This window comes from Tardiphaga sp. 709, assembly GCF_032401055.1.
GTDB lineage: Bacteria > Pseudomonadota > Alphaproteobacteria > Rhizobiales > Xanthobacteraceae > Tardiphaga.
The window spans coordinates 3740194-3759539 of record NZ_CP135529.1; the positions used below are offsets into that span (position 1 = coordinate 3740194).

Consider the following 19346-nt stretch of genomic DNA (forward strand, 5'->3'; position numbering starts at 1 on the left):
GAAAAAATCACCGGCCGTTCGAATTCTCAGATATAGCGGCGGCGCCGATCAGACCGCAGCGCTGATCCACTGCTGCAGCTTCGCCTTCGGCGCGGCGCCGACCTGGCGCGAGGCCATTTCGCCGCCCTTGAAGATCATCAGCGTCGGGATCGACATCACGCCATACTTCGACGCGGTCTTCGGGTTCTCATCGACATTGAGCTTCAGGATGGTGACCTTTTCGCCCATGGCAGCAGAGATTTCGTCGAGCGCCGGCGCGATCATGCGGCACGGACCGCACCATTCGGCCCAGAAGTCGATCACGACCGGCCCGGTCGCCTTGAGCACTTCTGCTTCGAAATCGGCGTCTGTCACCTTGCCAACGGCCATTGTCGTATCCTCGTCCTGTTCAATGAAGGGCGCGCTGGAAGATTCGCGCGCTGGAATGATGCATCCAACCTATGAACGCCCCCTTGCCGGGTCAAGGTTGGTCACAGTGAGATGATGGCGGCCAGCTCCGCGTCCAGCGCAGCACCGGAAATCTCCATCATTTCAAGCGTTTCCGTCCAGAGCAGGGCAGCCCGGATCGGCCGGTCTGGGTATAACTTGGCGAGCACGCCGCGATACAGCGCCAGCTGCCGGATATAGGCCTTGGGCGCCTCGATCAGTCTGCGCGGCGGGTTGTGGTTGGTCTTGTAATCGACGATCCGGATCTCGGTTTTGGTCAGGACCAGCCGGTCGATCTGGCCCGACACCAGCACGGGCGTCCCATCCTTCCGCGTCAGTCGTCCGGCCACCGCCACCTCGGCGCGACTGCCGGGGGCAAACAGTTCCGCGAGGCGCGGATCGCCGATCAGCGACAGCACCTGCGTGGTCAGCGCCACGCGGTCGAGATCGCTCCAGTCATTAGCGTTGCGGGCGAGGAAATTCAGCGCGGTCTCGCGACGCTTCTCGGCGGCGATGTCGGGCAGCGATTGCAACAGGCGATGCACGAGATTGCCGCGCTGCAGAGCCAGTTGACGCAGCCGTTCGGATTCGCCCGAGCTCTGCCCGCGGCCGTCGTTATCGTCGTCGGCATCCGATGGCCGCAGCAGGCTTTCGCGGCGCGGCTGGTCGCCGACCTTGCCGCGCATCCAGGCCGGCAGCACGATCGGCGCACCCGCTGCGACAGGTGCCATCGCACCAAGCGCCGGTGTCACGTCTTCCACGCGCGTATAGCGTTTCACCACGCCGTCCGGCGGCGGAACGCTCTGCATCTGCAGCCCGGAGTTTTCCAGGCCCTTCTGAATCAGGTCGTACCAGGACAGCGGCCGCACTTCGTTGCGGTTGCCGGGCATGCAGCCGCCAACGATCAGGCGATCGGCCGCGCGCGTCATCGCGACGTAAAGCAGCCGGCGATACTCGTCCTCGGTATCGCGGATCATGTCGGCGCGCGCTGCCGCCACGGCCGGCGGATCGTCCGCCTTCTTGCCGGCCCAGACCACGACGCCCGGGCTGTTCGGTGCGGCGTTGCCCTGCGGGAGATGAATCAGGTTGAGCCGCTGCGAATCCGCTGGCGACGATGTGGTATCGACCATGAACACAACAGGCGCTTCCAGACCCTTGGCGCCGTGCACGGTCATCACGCGGACTTCGTCGCGGGCGATCTCCATGTCGCGCTTCACTTCGGTGTCGGCGGCGCGCAGCCAGGCGATGAAGCCCTGCAGCGAGGCCGGCGCCTTGCGCTCATATCCCAGTGCCAGTTCGAGAAATTCGTCGAGCGCGTCATTGGCCTCATGGCCGAGCCGGCGCAGGATACGCGCGCGGCCGTGATCACCGCCGAGCAGCCAGGCATAGAATGCGAAAGGCGTCTCGCTGGCGAAGCGTTTCTCGCAGGCGATGAGCCGCTTGAAAGCGCCGCCGAGCTTGGGATCGCTCGCCGCCTGTTCGTCGAGCGCGTCGCGGAGCGATCCCGTGCGCTCATAGGCCAGCTTGAACAGGTCATCGTCATCGAGTCCGAATAGCGGGCTCTTCAACACGGTCGCCAGTGCCAGATCGTCCTGCGGAAGCAGCAGCGCGTCGGCCAGATTCATCAGGTCGATGATGGCGATATGTTCGGTGAGCTTGAGTCGGTCGGCGCCGGCGACGGGAATGCCCGCATGTTTCAGCGCCTGGATGATGGCGTCGAAGGCTTTGCCGCGGCGGCGCACCAGCACCAGCATGTCGCCATAGCGCAGCGCACGGCGTTTGCCGAGCGGCCCGGTCTCGGTCTTCGCCGTGATCAAGTCTTTGATCTCGGTCTGCACACGGCGCGCGAGCTTCACCTCCGGGCTGGTCTCCGAGCGCTTGTCGAATGGCGCCTGCCAGCCTTCGATACTGGGCCGGTCGTCCGGCTGCTCCAGCTCCCACAGATCGATCAGGCTGGGACCGGCATCCTCCAGCGTTTCATGAATGGGATAGCCGTTCTCCACGGCATGGATGCTGCGGAAAATTGCTTCCTCGCGAAACACGTGATCGACCGACTGCAGAATGGCCGAGCCCGACCGGAACGAATGGCTGAACGCGATGGGATCGAACTTCATCCCGGCGTCCTTGAAGCGGCTCTGCAGCGCCTTGCGCCGCAGGTCGAATTCGCGCGGTGCGGCCCCCTGGAACGAAAAGATCGACTGCTTCTCGTCGCCCACCGCGAAGATCGTGCGCTTGAGGCCGTCGCGCGCGCCTTCGCCGGAGGTGAATTCCGAGATCAGATGGGTGATGATGTCCCATTGCCGCGGGCTCGTATCCTGCGCCTCGTCGATCAGCACATGATCGACGCCGCGGTCGAGCTTGAAATGCACCCAGCTCGACGACACCCTGTCGAGCATCTCCAGCGTGCGCGCGATCAGGTCGTCATAGTCCAGCAAGCCGCGTTCGTTCTTCTCCCGGCGATAGTTCTCCGCGACCTGGCTGGCGATCACCAGCAGTGACTGGGTACGCTCGCGCATCGCGACGGCGCGTCGACGCTCCAGCAGCGGGATCACGCGGTCGCCTTCGCGTTGCAAAGCCGCCAGCAGATCCGGCCGGCTGTCCGCGATCTTCTTGGTCGCAAGCGATTTACGGAGCGATTGGTCCTTGGTCAGAAACAGTTCGAGATATTTCTCGACCTGCTCGGTGCCCGATAGCGCCAGAGCTTCGCGCAGCCGTGCTGCCTGATCGTTATCGGTCTTGCTGCCGGTCGCGAAGATTTCCGCGGCAAGGATCCAGCGCTCGCGCGGCAGATGCGGTCCGTCGATGATCTCCAGCTCGACGCTCCCTTTGGTATCGCCGGGCGTGACGCCCAGCGTTGCCGACAGCTGCGCCATCGCGGCGTCGGTCGAGCCGGCGCGCTCGATCCACGCCAGGAACTGATCGCGGGACAGACTCGCCTCGCGCACCACGTCGCGGAACGTCACGTCGGCGGCCGAGGTCATGGCCGTTGTCAACGCGCGGCCTTCTGCGCTGTCAGGCGCCGCCGCCGCGTGCAGCAGCACCTGCAGGCTGGCGCGCTCCATCATCTCGTTCTGGTCGCGGTCGTCGAGCACGCTGAACCGCGCCGGCACATTGGCCTCGAACGGAAATTGTTGCAGCAGTCGCGTACACAGCGCGTGGATCGTCTGGACTTTCAGACCACCCGGCGTCTCCAGCGCGCTGGCGAACAATTCGCGCGCCCGCGAGCGCAGTCTGCTGTTCGATGCGGGAACGCCGGCATTCCTGATTTCCGCGTCGAGTGCGGCGTCATCCAGCGTGACCCAATGGCCGAGCCGCGTGAAGACGCGCTCCGCCATGTTGGCCGCAGCGGCCTTGGTGAAGGTGACGCAGAGAATCTTCTCGGGCGGCACGCCGTCGAGCAGCAGCCGGATGACGCGGTTGACCAGCACATAGGTCTTGCCGGAGCCGGCATTGGCCGAGACGAATACGGAGGAAGCGGGATCCGATGCGAGTTGCTGCTTGGCGCTCGCCGCGGGCGGGATATTGCGCGGGCCGCTCATGACTCGCCTCCCCCAGAGCCACCATTGGCCGACCATTCCTTGATCCGCGCCAGATCGTCATAGCTGCCATAGCGGTTGGACCACATGGACAGGCTGAGCGACGTATAGGCGGTGGCTTCGTCTTCGAAGCTGCGGATCAGCGCTTCCAGCTTGGTGCGCGCTTCGATCGCAGCATCGTCGGGCAATTGCGGCTCGTCCTTGCGCTCGATCTTCAGTTCGAGCGACCGCTCTTCGCCAGGCGGGTTGTTGCCGCTGAGCCGGACATAGACCAGTTCGCTGACCGACGAGCCCGCGGCAATGCCGGCAAATCCACCCTCGCGCAGGATTGCGGCTTCCAGTGTGAGCTGCGGCGACAGGCCCATGCGCACCTGCTTGCCGGTGGGCGGCTGGCCGGTCTTGTAGTCCAAGAGCGCGAAAGTGCGGTCGCTGCGGTGTTCGATACGGTCGGCCCGCGCCGAGAGATGGAAGACACGGTTGTGATCGAGCGGGATCGTGATCTCTCCGCGCACTTCCGCATCGATACTGGCGACATTGATGCGGCGGTCGATTTCCCAGGCGCCGAACCACGATGCGATGCGCAGGAAGCGCGGCCACCACAATGCGCGCGCTTCAGGCCGCGCCATCAGCGGCGCAAAATGCCGGTCGCCGATCCGGCGCAGCTCGCGGGCGGGATCGTCAGGCAGCGCCTTGCTGTATTCCATCGTGAAGTCGCCGAGCGACGCGTGAATCGCCGATCCCCGGTCGGCGGCCGAGAGCGGCATGTCGACGGGATCGAGCGGCGCCAGGCCCAGAATATATTTGGCATAGATCGTATAGGGATCGCGCAGCCAGTCCTCGATGGCGGTGACCGACAGCCTGAGCGGACGTGCAGCACGCGGCGGCCGCGGCTCCGGCTGGGCAATCGGCGTGACGGTCTCGGGTTTATCGAGCTCTTCGGCATAGCGAACATAATGCTCGCCCGCGGCCAGCGCCGCGTCCCAGCGGGTCTCGCCGGCGACGGCTTCGAGCCGGTGCAGGAAACGCGAGGCCACGGCCGGTGCGCCGCCGACTTTTGCCGCGTGACTGAGGATGACGTCTTCCGTGCCGAGCAGCTGCACGAAGTCATGCGCGGTGAGGCCGATGCGGCGCTCCGGGAGATCGAGACCAAGTTGATGCCGCATCGGGCGGCTGAGCCAGGGATCGATGCGCGGCGACGGCGGCCAGATGCCTTCGACGAGACCGCCGAGAATCACACGATCCGATTGCGTCAGGCGTGCTTCGAGCTGGCCGTAGATGCGCAAAGTCGCATTGGCGACTTCCGGCCGGCGCACGATGCGGTCGGCGAAGGCGGTGTGAAACACATCGGGATAATCGCGGAGCTGCATCATCAGCCCGCTGGGGCGTAGTCGCTCTTCGTCGCCGCTCTCGGTCGCGACGGTCTCCATGACGACGAGATCGTCGAATGCCTTGGTCAGCGCCGTGCCTTCGCGCCCCACAAGCGCGACGTCGTTGTTCCTGTCGTCGCGCGATAGCAGCCTGATCGCTTCGCGATGCCGCAGCGCGACCTCGGCGAAATCGATCGGTCGGATCGGGTGGATGCTCTCCAGCGGCGCCAGCGCCGCGCGCAATCCCACGATCAATTCTTCCGCGCGGTCGAGACGGTCGTCGTCGAGTTTTGCGCGGGGCTCCGCGCCATGCAGCATCGAGGCTTCGCGGCGGCGCAGCTTGCGGAGCTCGTCGCGGAACCGCGCGAAATCCTGCGCCAGTCCCGCCGTGCCCGGCGTCGGCCGCGTGCCGCGCAGCAGTGCGAGTTCGAGCGTCTCGATCGCGTCTTTCCAGGCGTTCGGTGCGGCGCCAAGGCGAAACAGCGGATGTTTCAACAGCGCCAGCAATGTCGCCGGTTCGAGCTGCTCCGCCGCGGCCTCGGCAATGAGGCGTGCAAAGATGCCGGCCGATGTCTCCGTCAGCGCGTCGCCGCCGGAGTCGTCGAAAATCAGATTCCAGCGGCCGAGCGCGGCCATTACCCGGCGCGCCAGTGCGCGGTCGGGCGTCACGAGGGCTGCGGATTTCTTCAGCTCATGAGCCTCACGCATCGCAATCGCGATGGCCAGCGCTTCCATTTCCGGATTGGTGGCGGCAATCACGGCGAGATTCTGCATGCCGGCCGCAATCTTCTGCTCCACGGCGGGCTGCGCCAGTCGCGTATGCCATTGCGCCGTGGCATTGGACGGGCGCATCGCCTCCGAGGCCAGCAATTCGCGGCCCTGCGGTGACGGCGTGCCGAGCGTCATCACATCGCGGCGCGTGATGCCGAAGCGTTCCAGCAGTGCGTGCAGCGCGAATTGCGGATGGTTCGATGCCGAGGATTCGGTTCGGCCGAATGCATCCTTGGTGCCGCCGATGAGATTCCATGCGATGTCGTCGAGGTCGGTATCGAGGCCGGGCAGCACGACAGCGCCATCAGGCAGTTGCGCGACTTCGCGCAGGAACTTCGCCGTGGTCGGCATCGAGCCTGTCGAACCTGCCGCGATGATCGGGCCGCCTTTGTGCGCTTTCAGGCGCGCTGCTTCCGCGTCGATCAAGAGATCACGGCGCACCGCAGGCTCGATCGCATTGTGAGCCGCGAGGATGTCCGGCCACACATTTCTGGCGATACCCAGAAACTGCAGCGTCAATTGCCAATACTGATCGAGCGCATCGGGTACCAGCCCGTCCAGCGCGCCCCAGTCGACCTTGCGCGTCGCCATGTCGTCCATCAGCCGCGCCAGATCGTCGGCCAGCGCGAGCGTCGAGGCGGGGCCACCGACCACGAGCGGTGTCTGGCCGGGGTCGCCGGGCGCGAGTTGCTTCGCCCATGCGGCAATCAGTTGCGCCAGCAGAAGCCGGCGCTGCAATCCGTCAAGCGCGGGCGGTGCATCCAGCCTTTCGAGGGCCTCGGGCGATGCCGCCTGCGCAAAGGCCAGTTCCTCCTCATCGACATCCCCGAGCGGAACGATACGCGGCAGCAGCACGGCGTCGGTGCCGAGCACGTCGAGGAAGATCTCCTGTGCCATGCGGCCGGCGCGGCGTGTGGGCAGATACAGGGTGACTTCAGCCAGTTTCTCCGGCGCGCCGCGTGCAGAGAATCCCTCGACGAGATCACCGTCGACAAGCGCGGTGATCAGCGTGCGCAGGAACGGCGCAGAGGATGGAATGTTGAAGACGCGCATGAACACCCTGATTCGTGATCAGGGTGCATCATGGCATGGCTGGAAAGGCGACGGGAGTCGCAGGAAACTCAGGCGACGCTGGCGAGGAACGCGTCTTCCGCGGCGCGCACGGCGTCGGGCGTGCCGACATGCATCCAGACGCCTTCCATGCGCAGCCCGAACAGGCGCTCCTGCTCGTTGGCCTTGTCGAACAGTCTGGTCAGCGAGAATTCGCCGGATGGCGCATCCTTGAACAGCGCCGGCGACAGGATCGCGACGCCGGCATAGACGAACGGTACGACCTGATTCTCCTTGCGGCGACGCAGCGCACCATCGGTGAGCATCGCGTAGTCGCCGCATCCGGCATAGCCGATGCTGTTGGCGGTCGGCGCCATCAAGAGCAGGATATCCATGCGTGCAGGATCGAAGGCCTCCGCAAGACGCGCGAGATTCGGCTGCACCCCGTCGATCCACATCGTGTCGGCATTGAGATGATAGAACGGCTCGCTGCCGAGCAGCGGCAGGGCCTTCACCACGGCGCCGCCGGTGCCGAGCACCTGATCGCGCTCGTCGGAAATGATGATCTTCGGTTCGATGCGCGTCGCGACATGATCGATGATCTGGTCGGGCAGGTAATGCACATTGACCACCGCTTCGGTCACGCCGGCAGCGGCGAGTTTGTCGAGCACATGATCCAGCAGCGGCTGCCCTGCGACAGGGACCAGTGGCTTCGGCAGATTGTCGGTGAGCGGTCGCATACGCAGGCCGAGACCGGCGGCGAGAACCATTGCTTTGGTGGGTTTTACGGACATGGCGACATTGGCCTTAATAGAAGGACGGGCCTTGGTAGAATGATGGGCCTTGATGGAATCGTTCTTGAATTTTCGAGCTGAAATAATGGTAGCACAGCGGCGTGTCGCATGCATGAACCTATCGAGCCATAATGGGCCGAGATGACGCGGATGCGACAATTGCACCCGCCTGCACAGTCACGTTTCTGCCTCCTGCGTCTCGGAACGTTTCGTCTTTTTCTTTTTGTCGTTCGGTTTGAGAAAGTTCACACCAATCTGGTCGCCATTGACCCAGCCGAGTTCGCAGCGGCGATAGGCAAGTCCGGTTGACGAGAGCAGAAGGAAGAATTCTTTCAGGTTCAATCCTTCGACAGAACCATCGACGGTGAGCTTGGCACCGGTCTCGGAAATATCTTCCATGATGCAGGAGCGACGCCAGGTGCCGTCGATGCCCATCATGTGCGCAGGAAAGCCGCGCTCGAAAACGACCCGATCTCCGGCACGCCGCTCCGTCATGACACGTCCCTTGTCCAGTACGCCAAGCCCCGCACGTGCGGAGCTCAAGCGCAGGATAGAGTGTGTGCGACTAATAAGTGGTTAAGGAAGTGTTAGGCCCGCGGCGGTGGCACATACGCCGCATACCACTGCTGGAACGACGCCAGCGTCGGATGCGCCAGCGAACGGTTGAGATAGGTCCAGATCCGCGGCTGGTGCTTGAGATAATGCGGCTTGCCGTCGCGGCGATTGAGTCGCGCAAACGTCCCAAGCAATCGCGTATTCCGCTGAGCCGACATGATCGCATAGAGTTCGGCAAAGGCCCCAGGATCGAAGGCGGGATCTGCTGCGCGGCGCGCCTTGATGTAGCGCGTCAGCATGGTCAGCTCGAGTTGCTCGGGCACGTCGATACGCGCGTCTTGCAGCAGCGAGACGAGATCATAGGCGGCGGGGCCGAGCACCGTGTCCTGAAAGTCGATCACGCCGACCTTCTTGATGCCCTCGCGATCCTCGAGCCAGATGATATTTGGCGAATGGAAATCGCGCAGCACCCAGGTCTTCGGCGCGGCCGCGGGCTTCGCCAGGAGTTCACGCCACATCGTGACAAATTCAGTGCGAGCGTCATCGGAGAGTGGCGCGTTACGGTCCGGCAGATACCATTCCGGCATCAGGCCGATCTCGACCATCAATGCATCCGTGTCGAAGACGGGAATGGCGTAATCGACATGCGGCAACAGCGGCAGTGTCTCCGGCAGCGTCTTGCCGTGCAGCATTGCCAGCATGTCGGTTGCTGCCTGATAGCGCTCGGCGATCGGCGCCGGCGGCTCGCCTTCGGTCACCGGCGCCGTGCCGAAATCCTCGGTGATCAGGAAACCCGCATCGAGATCGGCGTGATGGATCGCCGGCGCGGAGATCCCCTGCGCGCGCAAACCGTTCGCAATGGCGACGAACGGTCTGACGTCCTCCGCCAGATGCACCGCTGCGCTGTAGGACTTGCCGTTATAGACCGGCGCGCCATCCGGCCGCTTCGGCGCATTCATCAGGATGAAGACGTAGTCACCGCGAATCAGCCGCGCATAGGAGCGCGTCGACGCATCGCCGGCCATGCGCTGGCGCGTGGCGTCGAGATAGCGCGCTTCTTCGAGAAATTCACGCAGTGCTTTCAGGCGCAGAACGATCGATGCGGCCTTGCCGTGACCGGTGATCTCCGCCGCACGCGCCACGGAGCCCAGTGCCGGGCGATGGCTGAGCGCAATATCGATACGATCCGGCGGCAGCGTACCATCGGCGCGCTCCGGCCATTCGATCAGTGCGACCACGCCATCCGGGAGCGGTGAGAGACCGATCTCCTCGAGTTCACTCGCGTCGTTGATGCGATAGAGATCGGCGTGGATGAGAGGAAACGACGGCAGGTCGTAGCTCTGTGCCAGCGTGAAAGTCGGGCTCGGTACTTCAAGCTCGGGATCGCTGGCGAGATAGCGAATCATCGCGCGTGCCGCAGCCGTCTTGCCGGCGCCGAGATCGCCCGAGAGGGTGATGACATCGCCGGGGCTGATCAGCAGAGCGAGGTCGGCCATCAATTGCGCAGTGGCGGTCTCATTTGCGAGCGCCAGCGAAAATGTGCAGGGCTCGTTTATGATGGATTCGCTCATTCGGCGGCGTTGCGATGCGCGGTCTGGTCGATGGGGAAGTCGCAGCTGACGGTGGTGCCCTTGCCGACCGCGGAATCGACGCGGACTTTGCCGCCATGCAATTCGACGAAGGAGCGCACCAGCGACAGACCGAGGCCGGCGCCGCGATGACGCGAGCCATTGGCGTGGCTTTCGAACCAGTCGAACACCTTGTCCTTTACTTCAGGCGGAATGCCGGGGCCGCGATCCGTCACTGCGAATGTGACCGTGTGCTCCGAGCGGCGCGCCGTCAGCGTGATCGCCGAATTCTGCGGTGCGAAGCCGACCGCGTTGGCGAGCAGATTATATAGTACCTGCACCACGCGGCTTTCGTCGCCGGTGAAGCTGCCGATGGCCGGATCGACGTCGATCTGCAGCGCGATGTGATCCTTCGCCAGTCGATCCTGAATGCCTTCGGCCGCCGCCGAGATGGTCTTGCGGATATCGATCGGGCCGAGATTCAGCGTCATCGCGCCGGCATCGATGGTGGCAAGATCCAGGATATTGTTGATGATCGCCAGCAGCGCACCGGTCGAGGTGGTGATGTAATCGAGATATTCCGCCTGCTTCGGCATCAGCGGGCCGGTGACGGGATCGCTGAGCAGATGCGCGAAGCCGATGATCGTGGTCAGCGGCGAGCGTAGCTCGTAGGAGACGTGGTGGACGAAGTCGACCTTCATCTGGTCGGCGGTCTCCAGCGCCTCGTTGCGCTCGCGCAGAGCGCGCTCGACATTCTCGGCGTCCGAAATGTCCTGGAAGGTGAGCATGGTCGCGCCGTCGGGCAGCGGCATGGTCATGCACGCCAGCACGCTGCCGTCCTTGCGCTCGAGCTTGAGCGGAACAGACTTGCGATTGTCGATCCCGGTAATGGCACTGCGGATCGCCTGCCATGTCGGAGTGTCGTCGAACAATGGCCGGCACCAGGTCTCGACCATTTCGATATGCGGACGCTGTTCCAGCGCTTCGTCCGACAGCTTCCACATCTTGGCGAAAGCCGGATTGAACAGTTGCGCGCGGCCGTTGCTGCCGAACACGGCGACGGCCTCGGCGAGATTGTCGAGGGTCTCGCGCTGAACGCGGATCAGGCCGTCGAAGCGCCGTGCCAGTTCAAGGCTCTCGGTGACATCGTCGAACAGATAGGTGACGCCGCCTTCGGGATTCGGCGTGGTGACGATCGAGAGCGCGCGGCCATCCGGCAGATACCAGACATCCTTATGGGCTTCGACGGCACGATAGGCTTCGTGAAGCTTGGCCTTCCAGGCGCGGAAGTCGGGCTGCTCCGGCAGTTTTCGCGCGGCACGGAGACGGTCGAGCACACTGGAGTCGTCGGGATTACCGTCGAGGAAGGTGCGGTCGAGATCCCACAGCCGACGATAGGAGTCGTTGTAGAAGGCGAGGCGGCGCTGGCCGTCGAATACGGCAACGCCCGACGACAGCTGATCGAGCGTGCGGCGATGCGCCTCGGCCATCCGCACCAGCGCAGCGCTGAGTGCCGCGGCTTCGCTGGCGTCGATGGCCATGCCGGCGCTGCCGCTGGCGACCTTGGCGGCGTGGACGTCGAAAATACGGCGTTCACCCGAGATCACGATCGGCACGCGCGCGGCAAATGGCTGGTTGTCGTTCAGCGCACGCGCCAAACTGCTGCGGTCGTCGCTATCCAGCAGTTCCAGATTGCGACCGACCGCATCGCCCGTATCAGTCGCTTCAGTCGCACGCGCATAGGCGGCATTGACGAAGCTCAATCGGCCATCGGCCTGTTTGGCCCAGATCGGCCATGGCGCGGCATTGGCGAAGCCGCGGAGAATCTCGGCTTCCTCAGTCAGTTCCTTGTGACGCAGCGAGACTTCGGCGAGCTCGCGGCGCAAACCGCTCAATTCGCGAATCCGGACAATGGCCTGACCGCCGATGGCGCGACCCATCGCCTCGATGGCGCGGCCGCTCGAGGTCGTCAGATTCAGCACAAAGCCTTCGCCGGCATCGAGCAGTGCGTCGACGGCGTGATCCATCCGCAGCGCGGGTTCCGGCGGCAGCCATGTTCCGAATGCGAGAATGCGCTGCGGCTGATGCTGCTGCGGGTCCTGCGACATCATCAATGCGGTGTCGCCGGAGATATCTGGACGGGTTTCGCCCGCAGCCCAGGCGATCAGCACCTGCGGTTCGGTGAACAGCAAGGCGCGAAAGCGGTCGGATTCAACCTGCAGCGTATGCAGCTCGGCGCGCAGCTTCGCCTCGGTCTTGGCCGAGCGAATACGATTATGCATCAACAGGATGGCGGAAACGACGGAGAAGCCGAGCACCGCTGTGGCTGTCGTCAGCGCGGCGATTTCCTGGCGATCGAGATCGAGCAGATTGGCGAGCGTCTGGGTAATGAAGGGTTCGTCGGCGGCCGACGCCGAGGAGGTGGCCAGAAGTGCAGACGCACTGATGCCGACAAGCCCGTCGCGCACGATGAAAGTGCACGACAGCAAGGTCCGACGCATCGCCGCGATCACGCCTGACATCATTCGCCCCAAACCGCACGTCTTCCCGACCAGCCCCTCACCGATCGCGAATCGTTCGACAATATCCGCTTCGGGAGTCGCCGGGTAAGAGTCCAGACCGTGAACGCAGAGTCCCCGGTTAAAAAATGCGGGAGGATTTGAATCGAATTGGACGGATGCGCAGTTCCATCAGCCGTCGTTGCGAGCGAAGCGAAGCAATCCCGAAGGCCCCAAGCGAAGGAAGTCTGGATTGCTTCGTCGCAAGGGCTCCTCGCAATGACGGTTGAGAGGACGGGTGCCGTCGCTTTTACCGCCCCGTCGATCCGAAGCCGCCGCTGCCGCGTTCGGTTTCGCTGAGCGCCGCGACCACCATAAGTTCCGCATGCGTGACCGGCGCGATCAACATCTGGGCGATTCGCTCGCCGCGTTTGATCGTGAAATCCGCGGGGCCGTGATTGATCAGCAGCACGCCGATCTCGCCGCGGTAATCGGCGTCGATGGTGCCCGGTGAGTTCAGCACGGTGATGCCGTGCTTGGCGGCAAGGCCAGAGCGCGGTCGCACCTGCGCCTCATAGCCGGGCGGCAGGGCGATGGTCAGCGCGGTCGGCACCAGCGCATATTTGCCGCTCGCGAGAATCATCGGCTGGTCCTCGGGAACTGCGGCGAGTAGATCGAGGCCGGCGGCATGCGCGGTCTGATAGGCCGGCAGCGCAAGGCCAGCGCCATGCGAGAGCTGCTGGACGTCGACCTGAACGGGGATGGCAGCGCTCATGATGGGTCTTTCGTGGATTGCGTCGATTTATTTGATGTCACTGCGTCGGCGATTCGCGCGACCAGGGTCGTCGCGACTTGTTCCTTGCTCATCGGTGCCCACGAATCAACGGCGATATCCGCGCTGTCCTTGCTGCGTGTCAGCAGATGCACGGTATTGTCGTCGCCGCCCATGATGCCGGTGGCTGGCGAGACGTCATTGGCAACGATCCAGTCGCAGCCCTTGCGTGCGATCTTGGCCTTGGCGTTGTCGATCAGGTGCTCGGTTTCGGCGGCGAAGCCGATCACCAGCGGCGGCCGATGCGCGGGGAGTTTCGAGATCGTCGCGAGAATATCGGGATTTTCCGTGAGCTGCAGCGGTGCCATCGCAGCACCGGCGGTCTTCTTCAACTTCTGCGCACCTTCGTTGACGACGCGCCAGTCGGCCACAGCCGCCGCGAAAATCGCGATATCGACCGGCAACGCGGACTGGACCGCCGCGAGCATGTCACGCGCGGATTCGACATGCATCATCATCACGCCCGGCACCTCGTCGAGATCGACCGGGCCCGAGACGAGAATGACCTCTGCGCCGGCGGCCCGCGCGGCGGCAGCAATCGCATAGCCTTGCTTGCCGGACGAGCGATTGGCGATGTAGCGCACGGGATCGATCGGCTCATGGGTCGGGCCCGCGGTGATCAGTACGCGCTTGCCGGCCAGTGGCTTCGGCGTGGGTGGCTGCAGGAAGGTGTGAGCCGCGATCGCGATCTCGGTCGGCTCCGCCATGCGACCGACACCGGATTCGTTGCGTTCGGCCATCTCGCCGGCATTCGGCCCGATCATCCTCACGCCGTCACGCTGCAATTGCGCGACATTGCGGCGCGTCGCGGCGTTATTCCACATCAGCGGATTCATCGCCGGCGCAATCAGGATCGGTTTGTCGGCGGCGAGCAGAATCGCAGAGGCGAGATCATCCGCATGACCATTGGCCATCTTCGCCATCAGGTCTGCGGTCGCGGGTGCGACCACGATCAAATCGCATTCGCGCGCAAGACGGATATGCCCGGCATCGAATTCGCTCTGCGGATCGAACAGGTCGGTATAGGCCCGCTCGTTGGACAGGGCGCTGGCGGCCAGCGGGGTGACGAATTGCTGCGCGGCCCGGGTGAGCACCACGCGGACGTGGATGCCGCGCTCTTTCAGCCGGCGGATCAGGTCGAGCGCTTTATAGGCGGCGATGCCGCCGCCGATGATCAGCGTGACGCGGAGCTGATCGCCGATGTATTTCAATGGCTTGGATGGGTTTTCCGGGTTTGGCTTGTCTTGCGGAAGTCTTGCGTCAGTCTTGAGGCCGTCTTGCGACGCCTCGCGCAAAATGACCCGCACCTCGTCCTCAACCGACCGTCCGTTGCGGGCGGCACGCAGCCGCAATTCATCGCGAATGGCGTCGTCGAGCTTGCGGATCGTCAGGCTGGCCATGAGGCGTCTCGCGCTGTTCTGATGGCAATGCTAGCATAAAATGCCAGCACTGCAATCAGTTCTAGCGAATCGAGAGCAGGAGTCCCAGGAATGACAGGGCGATCACCCAGACGCCAACCGTGCGCCAGCGGAGCTGCTTGGCCCGTGCCCGCGCGATGGCGGCAATGGTCGCGTCGTCGAGCCTGACGCCGTCGCGGGTCATGGTCTCCAACTGTTCCAGCACCGTCAGCGCCCGTGTTGCCAAGGCCGGCAGACTGCCGGCGACCTTGCCGAGTTCGCCGGCGCCGGCGAGCGCACCCTGAATCTTGCCCAATGGGCCGAGATTGCGCTCGATCCATTCGCGGACGACGGGATCGGCGACCTTCCAGATGTCGAGCTTGGGATCGAAGCTTCGCGCGACGCCTTCGACCACGACCATGGTCTTCTGCAGCAGGATCAATTCCGGCCGCGTGCGCATATCAAAGAGACCGGTGACCTCGAGCAGCAGCGTCAGCAGCTTGGCCATCGAGATTTCTTCGGCCGTGCGATTGTGAATCGGCTCGCCGATGGCACGGATCGCCTGCGCGAAATTCTCTACTGAATGGTGGCCTGGCACATAGCCGGCCTCGAAGTGGACTTCGGCGACGCGGCGATAGTTGCGGGTGATGAAGCCCAGCAGAATCTCCGCGAGGAAGCGGCGCTCCTTCAGACCGAGCCGACCCATGATGCCGAAGTCGACGGCGACGAGGCGGCCGTCAGGATCAAGGAACAGATTGCCGGGGTGCATGTCGGCATGGAAGAAGCCGTCACGCAGCGCATGGCGCAGGAAGCTCTGGATCACCTTGCGGCCAAGGTCCGGCAGATCGACGTTGGATTCTTCCAACCCCTTGTGGTCGTTCAGTGCGATACCGTCGATCCACTCCATCGTCAGCACATTGTGCGAGGTACGATCCCAGTCCACTTCCGGCACGCGGAAATCCGAATCGTTGCGGGTGTTCTCCGCCATCTCGGAGAGTGCTGCGGCTTCGAGCCGAAGATCCATCTCCATCGCCACCGAGCGCGACATGGTGGTGATGATCTCGATCAGGCGAAGGCGCCGCGCTTCCGAAAAATGCTCTTCGGCCTTGTGGGCGACGTAAGCGAAATCGCCGAGGTCGCGGCGAAATTGTGCCGCGACATTCGGGCGCAGCACTTTCACGGCGTATGTCTTGCGGACACCGTCCTTGTCTATCTCGGCGCGATGCACTTGCGCGATCGAGGCCGCGGCGACCGGCGGGCTGAAGCTCGCATAGAGCTGCGCCACAGGGCGTTCCAGCGAAGCGGCGACGACGCCTTCGGCCTCGGTCAGGGAGAACGGCGGCAGCCGATCCTGCAGACTTTCGAGATCGCGCGCCATGGCGACGCCGACCACGTCGGGCCGTGTCGCGAGAAACTGCCCGAGCTTGAGATAGGCAGGTCCCAGCCGGGTCAGCGCGCGCGACAGCCGTGCGCCGGATTTCGCGCCGGGCCGCTCAATGAGCCGCGCCATGCGCAGCGCGAGCTGTCCCGGCGGCGGCACCAGCGAGGGATCGACGACGCCGAACACGCCTTCGCGCGCAAACACGAAGCCGGCGCGGGCCAGCCGCGCCATATGATTGAGTGCGGAGATCACAAACGCCAGCCCGAATGCAGCGCGACGATGCCGCCCGAGAGGAGTTCGTACTTCACGCGGGAGAAGCCGGCCTCGCGGATTATGTCGGCAAAAATGGGCGGCTTCGGAAACTTGCGGATCGATTCGACGAGATACTGATACGACTCAGAGTCGCCGGTGACCGCCTTGCCGAGCGGCGGGATCACCTTGAACGAAAACAGGTCATAGATCTCGTCGAGGCCCGGTACGTCGACGGTCGAGAATTCGAGACAGAGAAAACGGCTGCCCGGCTTCAACACGCGATAGGCCTCAGCGAGCGCGCGGTCGATGCGCGGCACGTTGCGGATGCCGAAGGCGATCGTATAGGCGTCATAGCTCTTGTCGGCGAATGGCAACTCTTCTGCGTTGCCCTCGACGAAGGAGACCTGATGTTCGAGATGGTGGGTAATGGCGCGCTCACGGCCGACATCGAGCATGCCGGTGTTGATGTCGCAGACCGTCGCCGTGAAGCCGAGGCCGGACGCCTTGGCGGCGCGGAAGGAAATGTCGCCGGTGCCGCCGGCGACGTCGAGCAGGGCAAACGGCGCGTCGGAGCGTGGCGGGTTGAGCTGGTTAATCATCACGTCCTTCCAGACGCGATGCATGCCGCCGGACATCAGATCATTCATCAGGTCGTAGCGCCGGGCCACGCTGTGGAACACGTCGTTCACCAGCGTCTGCTTGTCGCCCACGGGGACGTCCCTGAAGCCGAAATGGGTGGTTTCGCCCGGCTGATCCATCGTTTTCATCTCAAAAGCCTCATCGCGGCGGACCATAGCGCGCCTACGGCAATGGGGCTATCACGTCAGCCTCTCAAGGTGAATGACGTGAATCATGCCTGAATTGCCCGAAGTCGAGACCGTCCGCCGCGGCCTGCAGCCCGCCATGGAGGGGTCGAAGATCACCCGTCTGGAGCTGCGGCGAAAAGACCTGCGGTTTCCGTTTCAGCCGGATTTTGCCGGCAGGTTGCAGGGCCGGACCGTCGCCAGCCTTGGCCGCCGCGCCAAATATCTGCTGGCGGATCTGGATTCCGGCGACGTGCTGCTGATGCATCTGGGCATGTCCGGTTCGTTCCGGGTGGTGTCCGATGCGCCCGATGAAGAAAATGTGATGCCCGGCGCCTTCCATCATCCGCGCAGCGACGAGCGCGCGCACGACCATGTCGTCTTCCACATGTCATCGGGGCCGTCGGTCATCTACAACGATCCCCGCCGCTTCGGCTTCATGAAGATCTTTGCGCGCAGCGAGATCGAGAACGAGCCGTTCCTGAAGGACATCGGCCCCGAGCCGCTGGGCAACGCCTTCGATGCGGCGATGCTGGCCGGCGCCACCGCAGGCAAGAAGACCAGCCTCAAGGCCGCGCTGCTCGATCAGCGCGTCGTCGCAGGCCTCGGCAACATCTATGTCTGCGAGGCGCTGTTTCGCTCGCATTTGTCGCCGCGGCGGCTGGCGGCGACGCTGGCGACCAAGAAGGGCGAGCCGACCGATCATTCCAAACGACTGGTCTCGGCGATCCACGAGGTGCTGAACCAGGCCATCAAGGCCGGCGGCTCGTCGCTGCGCGATCACCGCCAGACCGATGGCGAGCTCGGTTACTTCCAGCACTCGTTTCAGGTCTATGACCGCGAAGGCGAGCCGTGCCAGACCGATGGCTGCTCAGGCATCGTGAAGCGCTTCGTGCAGAACGGGCGGTCGACGTTTTGGTGCCCGAAGTGTCAGAGGTGACACCGCGTCGGCCGGCCTTGCCGGCACGTCGTTGTTGAGTATCGATCCTCACATGTCTTTCAATGCGGCGGCTGCGGCCTCTGCGACCCCCGCACGCGAGGTCATCAAGGGTTGAATGCGCTGGCCGAAGTCTTCAACGCCTTGGACGAAGTCGTCGAAGGTGAGCAACACGCCCTCGGTGCCCGGCACGGTGGCAACCTCGTCGAGCATGCGGGCGACGTTGGCGAATGAGCCGACGAAGGTCCCCATGTTGATATTGACCGCTGATGTGGGGTCCGCCATCTGGCGGATGTTGGTGTCCTTACCTGACTTCGTGTCCGCCGCACCCTGTACGCCCAGCCAGGCGACCGCTTCGTGATCCACGCCGGCTTTGTAGTGCTCCCACTTTGCGAACGCGGCATCGTCGGTTTCCGCCGCGATCACCATGAACAGCACATAGGTCGTCACGTGCCGGCCGGTGTCATGCGTAGCCTCGAGCAGCCGTTCGGCGGCGGGCGCAAAATCGGTCGGGGCGTTGACGCCCTTGCCGAAGCAGAAATTGTAGTCGGCGTATTTTGCGGAGAAGGCCATTCCGGCGCCGCTCTGGCCGGCGCAAATGATCTTCATGTCCGCCTGCGGCCGCGGGCTGACGCGGCAGTCCTCCATCTGGAAGAACTCGCCCTTGCGATCCGAGGCGCCGGTCTGCCAGAGCTCGCGCAGGATCTCGACATATTCCGAAAGATATTCGTAGCGGCGCGCGAAGTATTCGTCGCCCGGCCAAAGCCCCATCTGCGAATATTCGGGACGTTGCCACCCGGTGATGAGATTGAGGCCAAAGCGGCCGTGTGAAATCGAATCGATGGTCACCGCCATGCGTGCAGCAATCGCGGGAGGCATCACAAGCGTCGCTGCCGTGGCAAACAATTTTATTCGCTTGGTCACCGCGGCCAATCCGGCCGTCAGGGTGAAGGATTCCAGATTGTGATCCCAGAATTCGGTCTTCCCGCCGAAGCCACGCAATTTGATCATCGAGAGCACAAAATCGAGGCCGTAATGTTCGGCCTTTAGCGTCACCTCCTTGTTGAGGTCGAAAGTCGGCATGTATTGCGGGGCATTTTCAGAGAGCAACCAGCCATTGTTCCCGATTGGAATGAATACGCCGACCTTCATCTCGCTCTCCTCCGCAATCGCGTGCCC

The 19346-nt window shown here is 63.8% G+C and carries 13 protein-coding genes; 1 reads left to right on the forward strand and 12 read right to left on the reverse strand.

The features are described 5' to 3' along the window. Nucleotides 1–48: 48 nt before the first annotated feature. The 11 genes from trxA to ubiE form a co-directional block, all read right to left on the reverse strand. Nucleotides 49–369 (reverse strand): thioredoxin, encoded by a 321-nt coding sequence (trxA, locus tag RSO67_RS18330; RefSeq protein WP_068734104.1) that lies wholly within the window; start codon nt 367–369, stop codon nt 49–51. A 101-nt stretch (nt 370–470) separates the two neighbouring features. Beyond that, nucleotides 471–3965: a double-strand break repair helicase AddA gene (gene addA / locus RSO67_RS18335; RefSeq protein WP_315840012.1), complete on the reverse strand. Its 3495-nt coding sequence runs from the start codon at nt 3963–3965 to the stop codon at nt 471–473. Next, nucleotides 3962–7153, reverse strand: a complete 3192-nt coding sequence (addB, locus tag RSO67_RS18340; RefSeq protein ID WP_315840013.1) for a double-strand break repair protein AddB — start codon at nt 7151–7153, stop codon at nt 3962–3964. The genes addA and addB overlap by 4 nt, the downstream gene beginning before the upstream one ends. Nucleotides 7154–7221: 68 nt before the next feature. After that, nucleotides 7222–7944 carry a nucleotidyltransferase family protein gene (locus tag RSO67_RS18345; protein ID WP_315840014.1) on the reverse strand — a complete coding sequence of 241 codons (723 nt, stop codon included), beginning with the start codon at nt 7942–7944 and terminating at the stop codon, nt 7222–7224. Nucleotides 7945–8121: 177 nt separating this feature from the next. Next, complete coding sequence (locus RSO67_RS18350) at nt 8122–8439, reverse strand: PilZ domain-containing protein (RefSeq protein ID WP_068734110.1); 318 nt, start codon at nt 8437–8439, stop codon at nt 8122–8124. Nucleotides 8440–8531: 92 nt separating this feature from the next. After that, nucleotides 8532–10055 (reverse strand): tRNA (adenosine(37)-N6)-threonylcarbamoyltransferase complex ATPase subunit type 1 TsaE, encoded by a 1524-nt coding sequence (gene tsaE / locus RSO67_RS18355; protein ID WP_315844294.1) that lies wholly within the window; start codon nt 10053–10055, stop codon nt 8532–8534. Between the two features lie 11 nt (nt 10056–10066). Then, nucleotides 10067–12589 (reverse strand): ATP-binding protein, encoded by a 2523-nt coding sequence (locus RSO67_RS18360; RefSeq protein ID WP_315840015.1) that lies wholly within the window; start codon nt 12587–12589, stop codon nt 10067–10069. A 286-nt stretch (nt 12590–12875) separates the two neighbouring features. Beyond that, nucleotides 12876–13340, reverse strand: a complete 465-nt coding sequence (dut, locus tag RSO67_RS18365) for a dUTP diphosphatase (RefSeq protein WP_315840016.1) — start codon at nt 13338–13340, stop codon at nt 12876–12878. After that, nucleotides 13337–14797 carry a bifunctional phosphopantothenoylcysteine decarboxylase/phosphopantothenate--cysteine ligase CoaBC gene (gene coaBC / locus RSO67_RS18370; RefSeq protein ID WP_315840017.1) on the reverse strand — a complete coding sequence of 487 codons (1461 nt, stop codon included), beginning with the start codon at nt 14795–14797 and terminating at the stop codon, nt 13337–13339. Before coaBC ends, dut begins: the two co-directional genes overlap by 4 nt. Before the next feature lie 61 nt (nt 14798–14858). Further along, a complete protein-coding gene (ubiB, locus tag RSO67_RS18375; protein ID WP_315840018.1) occupies nt 14859–16427 on the reverse strand; it encodes a 2-polyprenylphenol 6-hydroxylase in 1569 nt (522 codons plus the stop codon). Further along, nucleotides 16424–17185, reverse strand: a complete 762-nt coding sequence (gene ubiE / locus RSO67_RS18380) for a bifunctional demethylmenaquinone methyltransferase/2-methoxy-6-polyprenyl-1,4-benzoquinol methylase UbiE (protein ID WP_315844295.1) — start codon at nt 17183–17185, stop codon at nt 16424–16426. Before ubiE ends, ubiB begins: the two co-directional genes overlap by 4 nt. Before the next feature lie 94 nt (nt 17186–17279). On the opposite strand from ubiE, the gene mutM reads away from it, so the two are divergent. Beyond that, nucleotides 17280–18170, forward strand: coding sequence for a bifunctional DNA-formamidopyrimidine glycosylase/DNA-(apurinic or apyrimidinic site) lyase (gene mutM / locus RSO67_RS18385; RefSeq protein WP_315840019.1), 891 nt, complete (start codon nt 17280–17282; stop codon nt 18168–18170). 48 nt (nt 18171–18218) lie between these two features. Here mutM and rutA read toward each other — a convergent pair whose 3' ends face one another. Further along, nucleotides 18219–19319, reverse strand: coding sequence for a pyrimidine utilization protein A (gene rutA, locus RSO67_RS18390; protein WP_315840020.1), 1101 nt, complete (start codon nt 19317–19319; stop codon nt 18219–18221). Nucleotides 19320–19346: the final 27 nt, after the last annotated feature.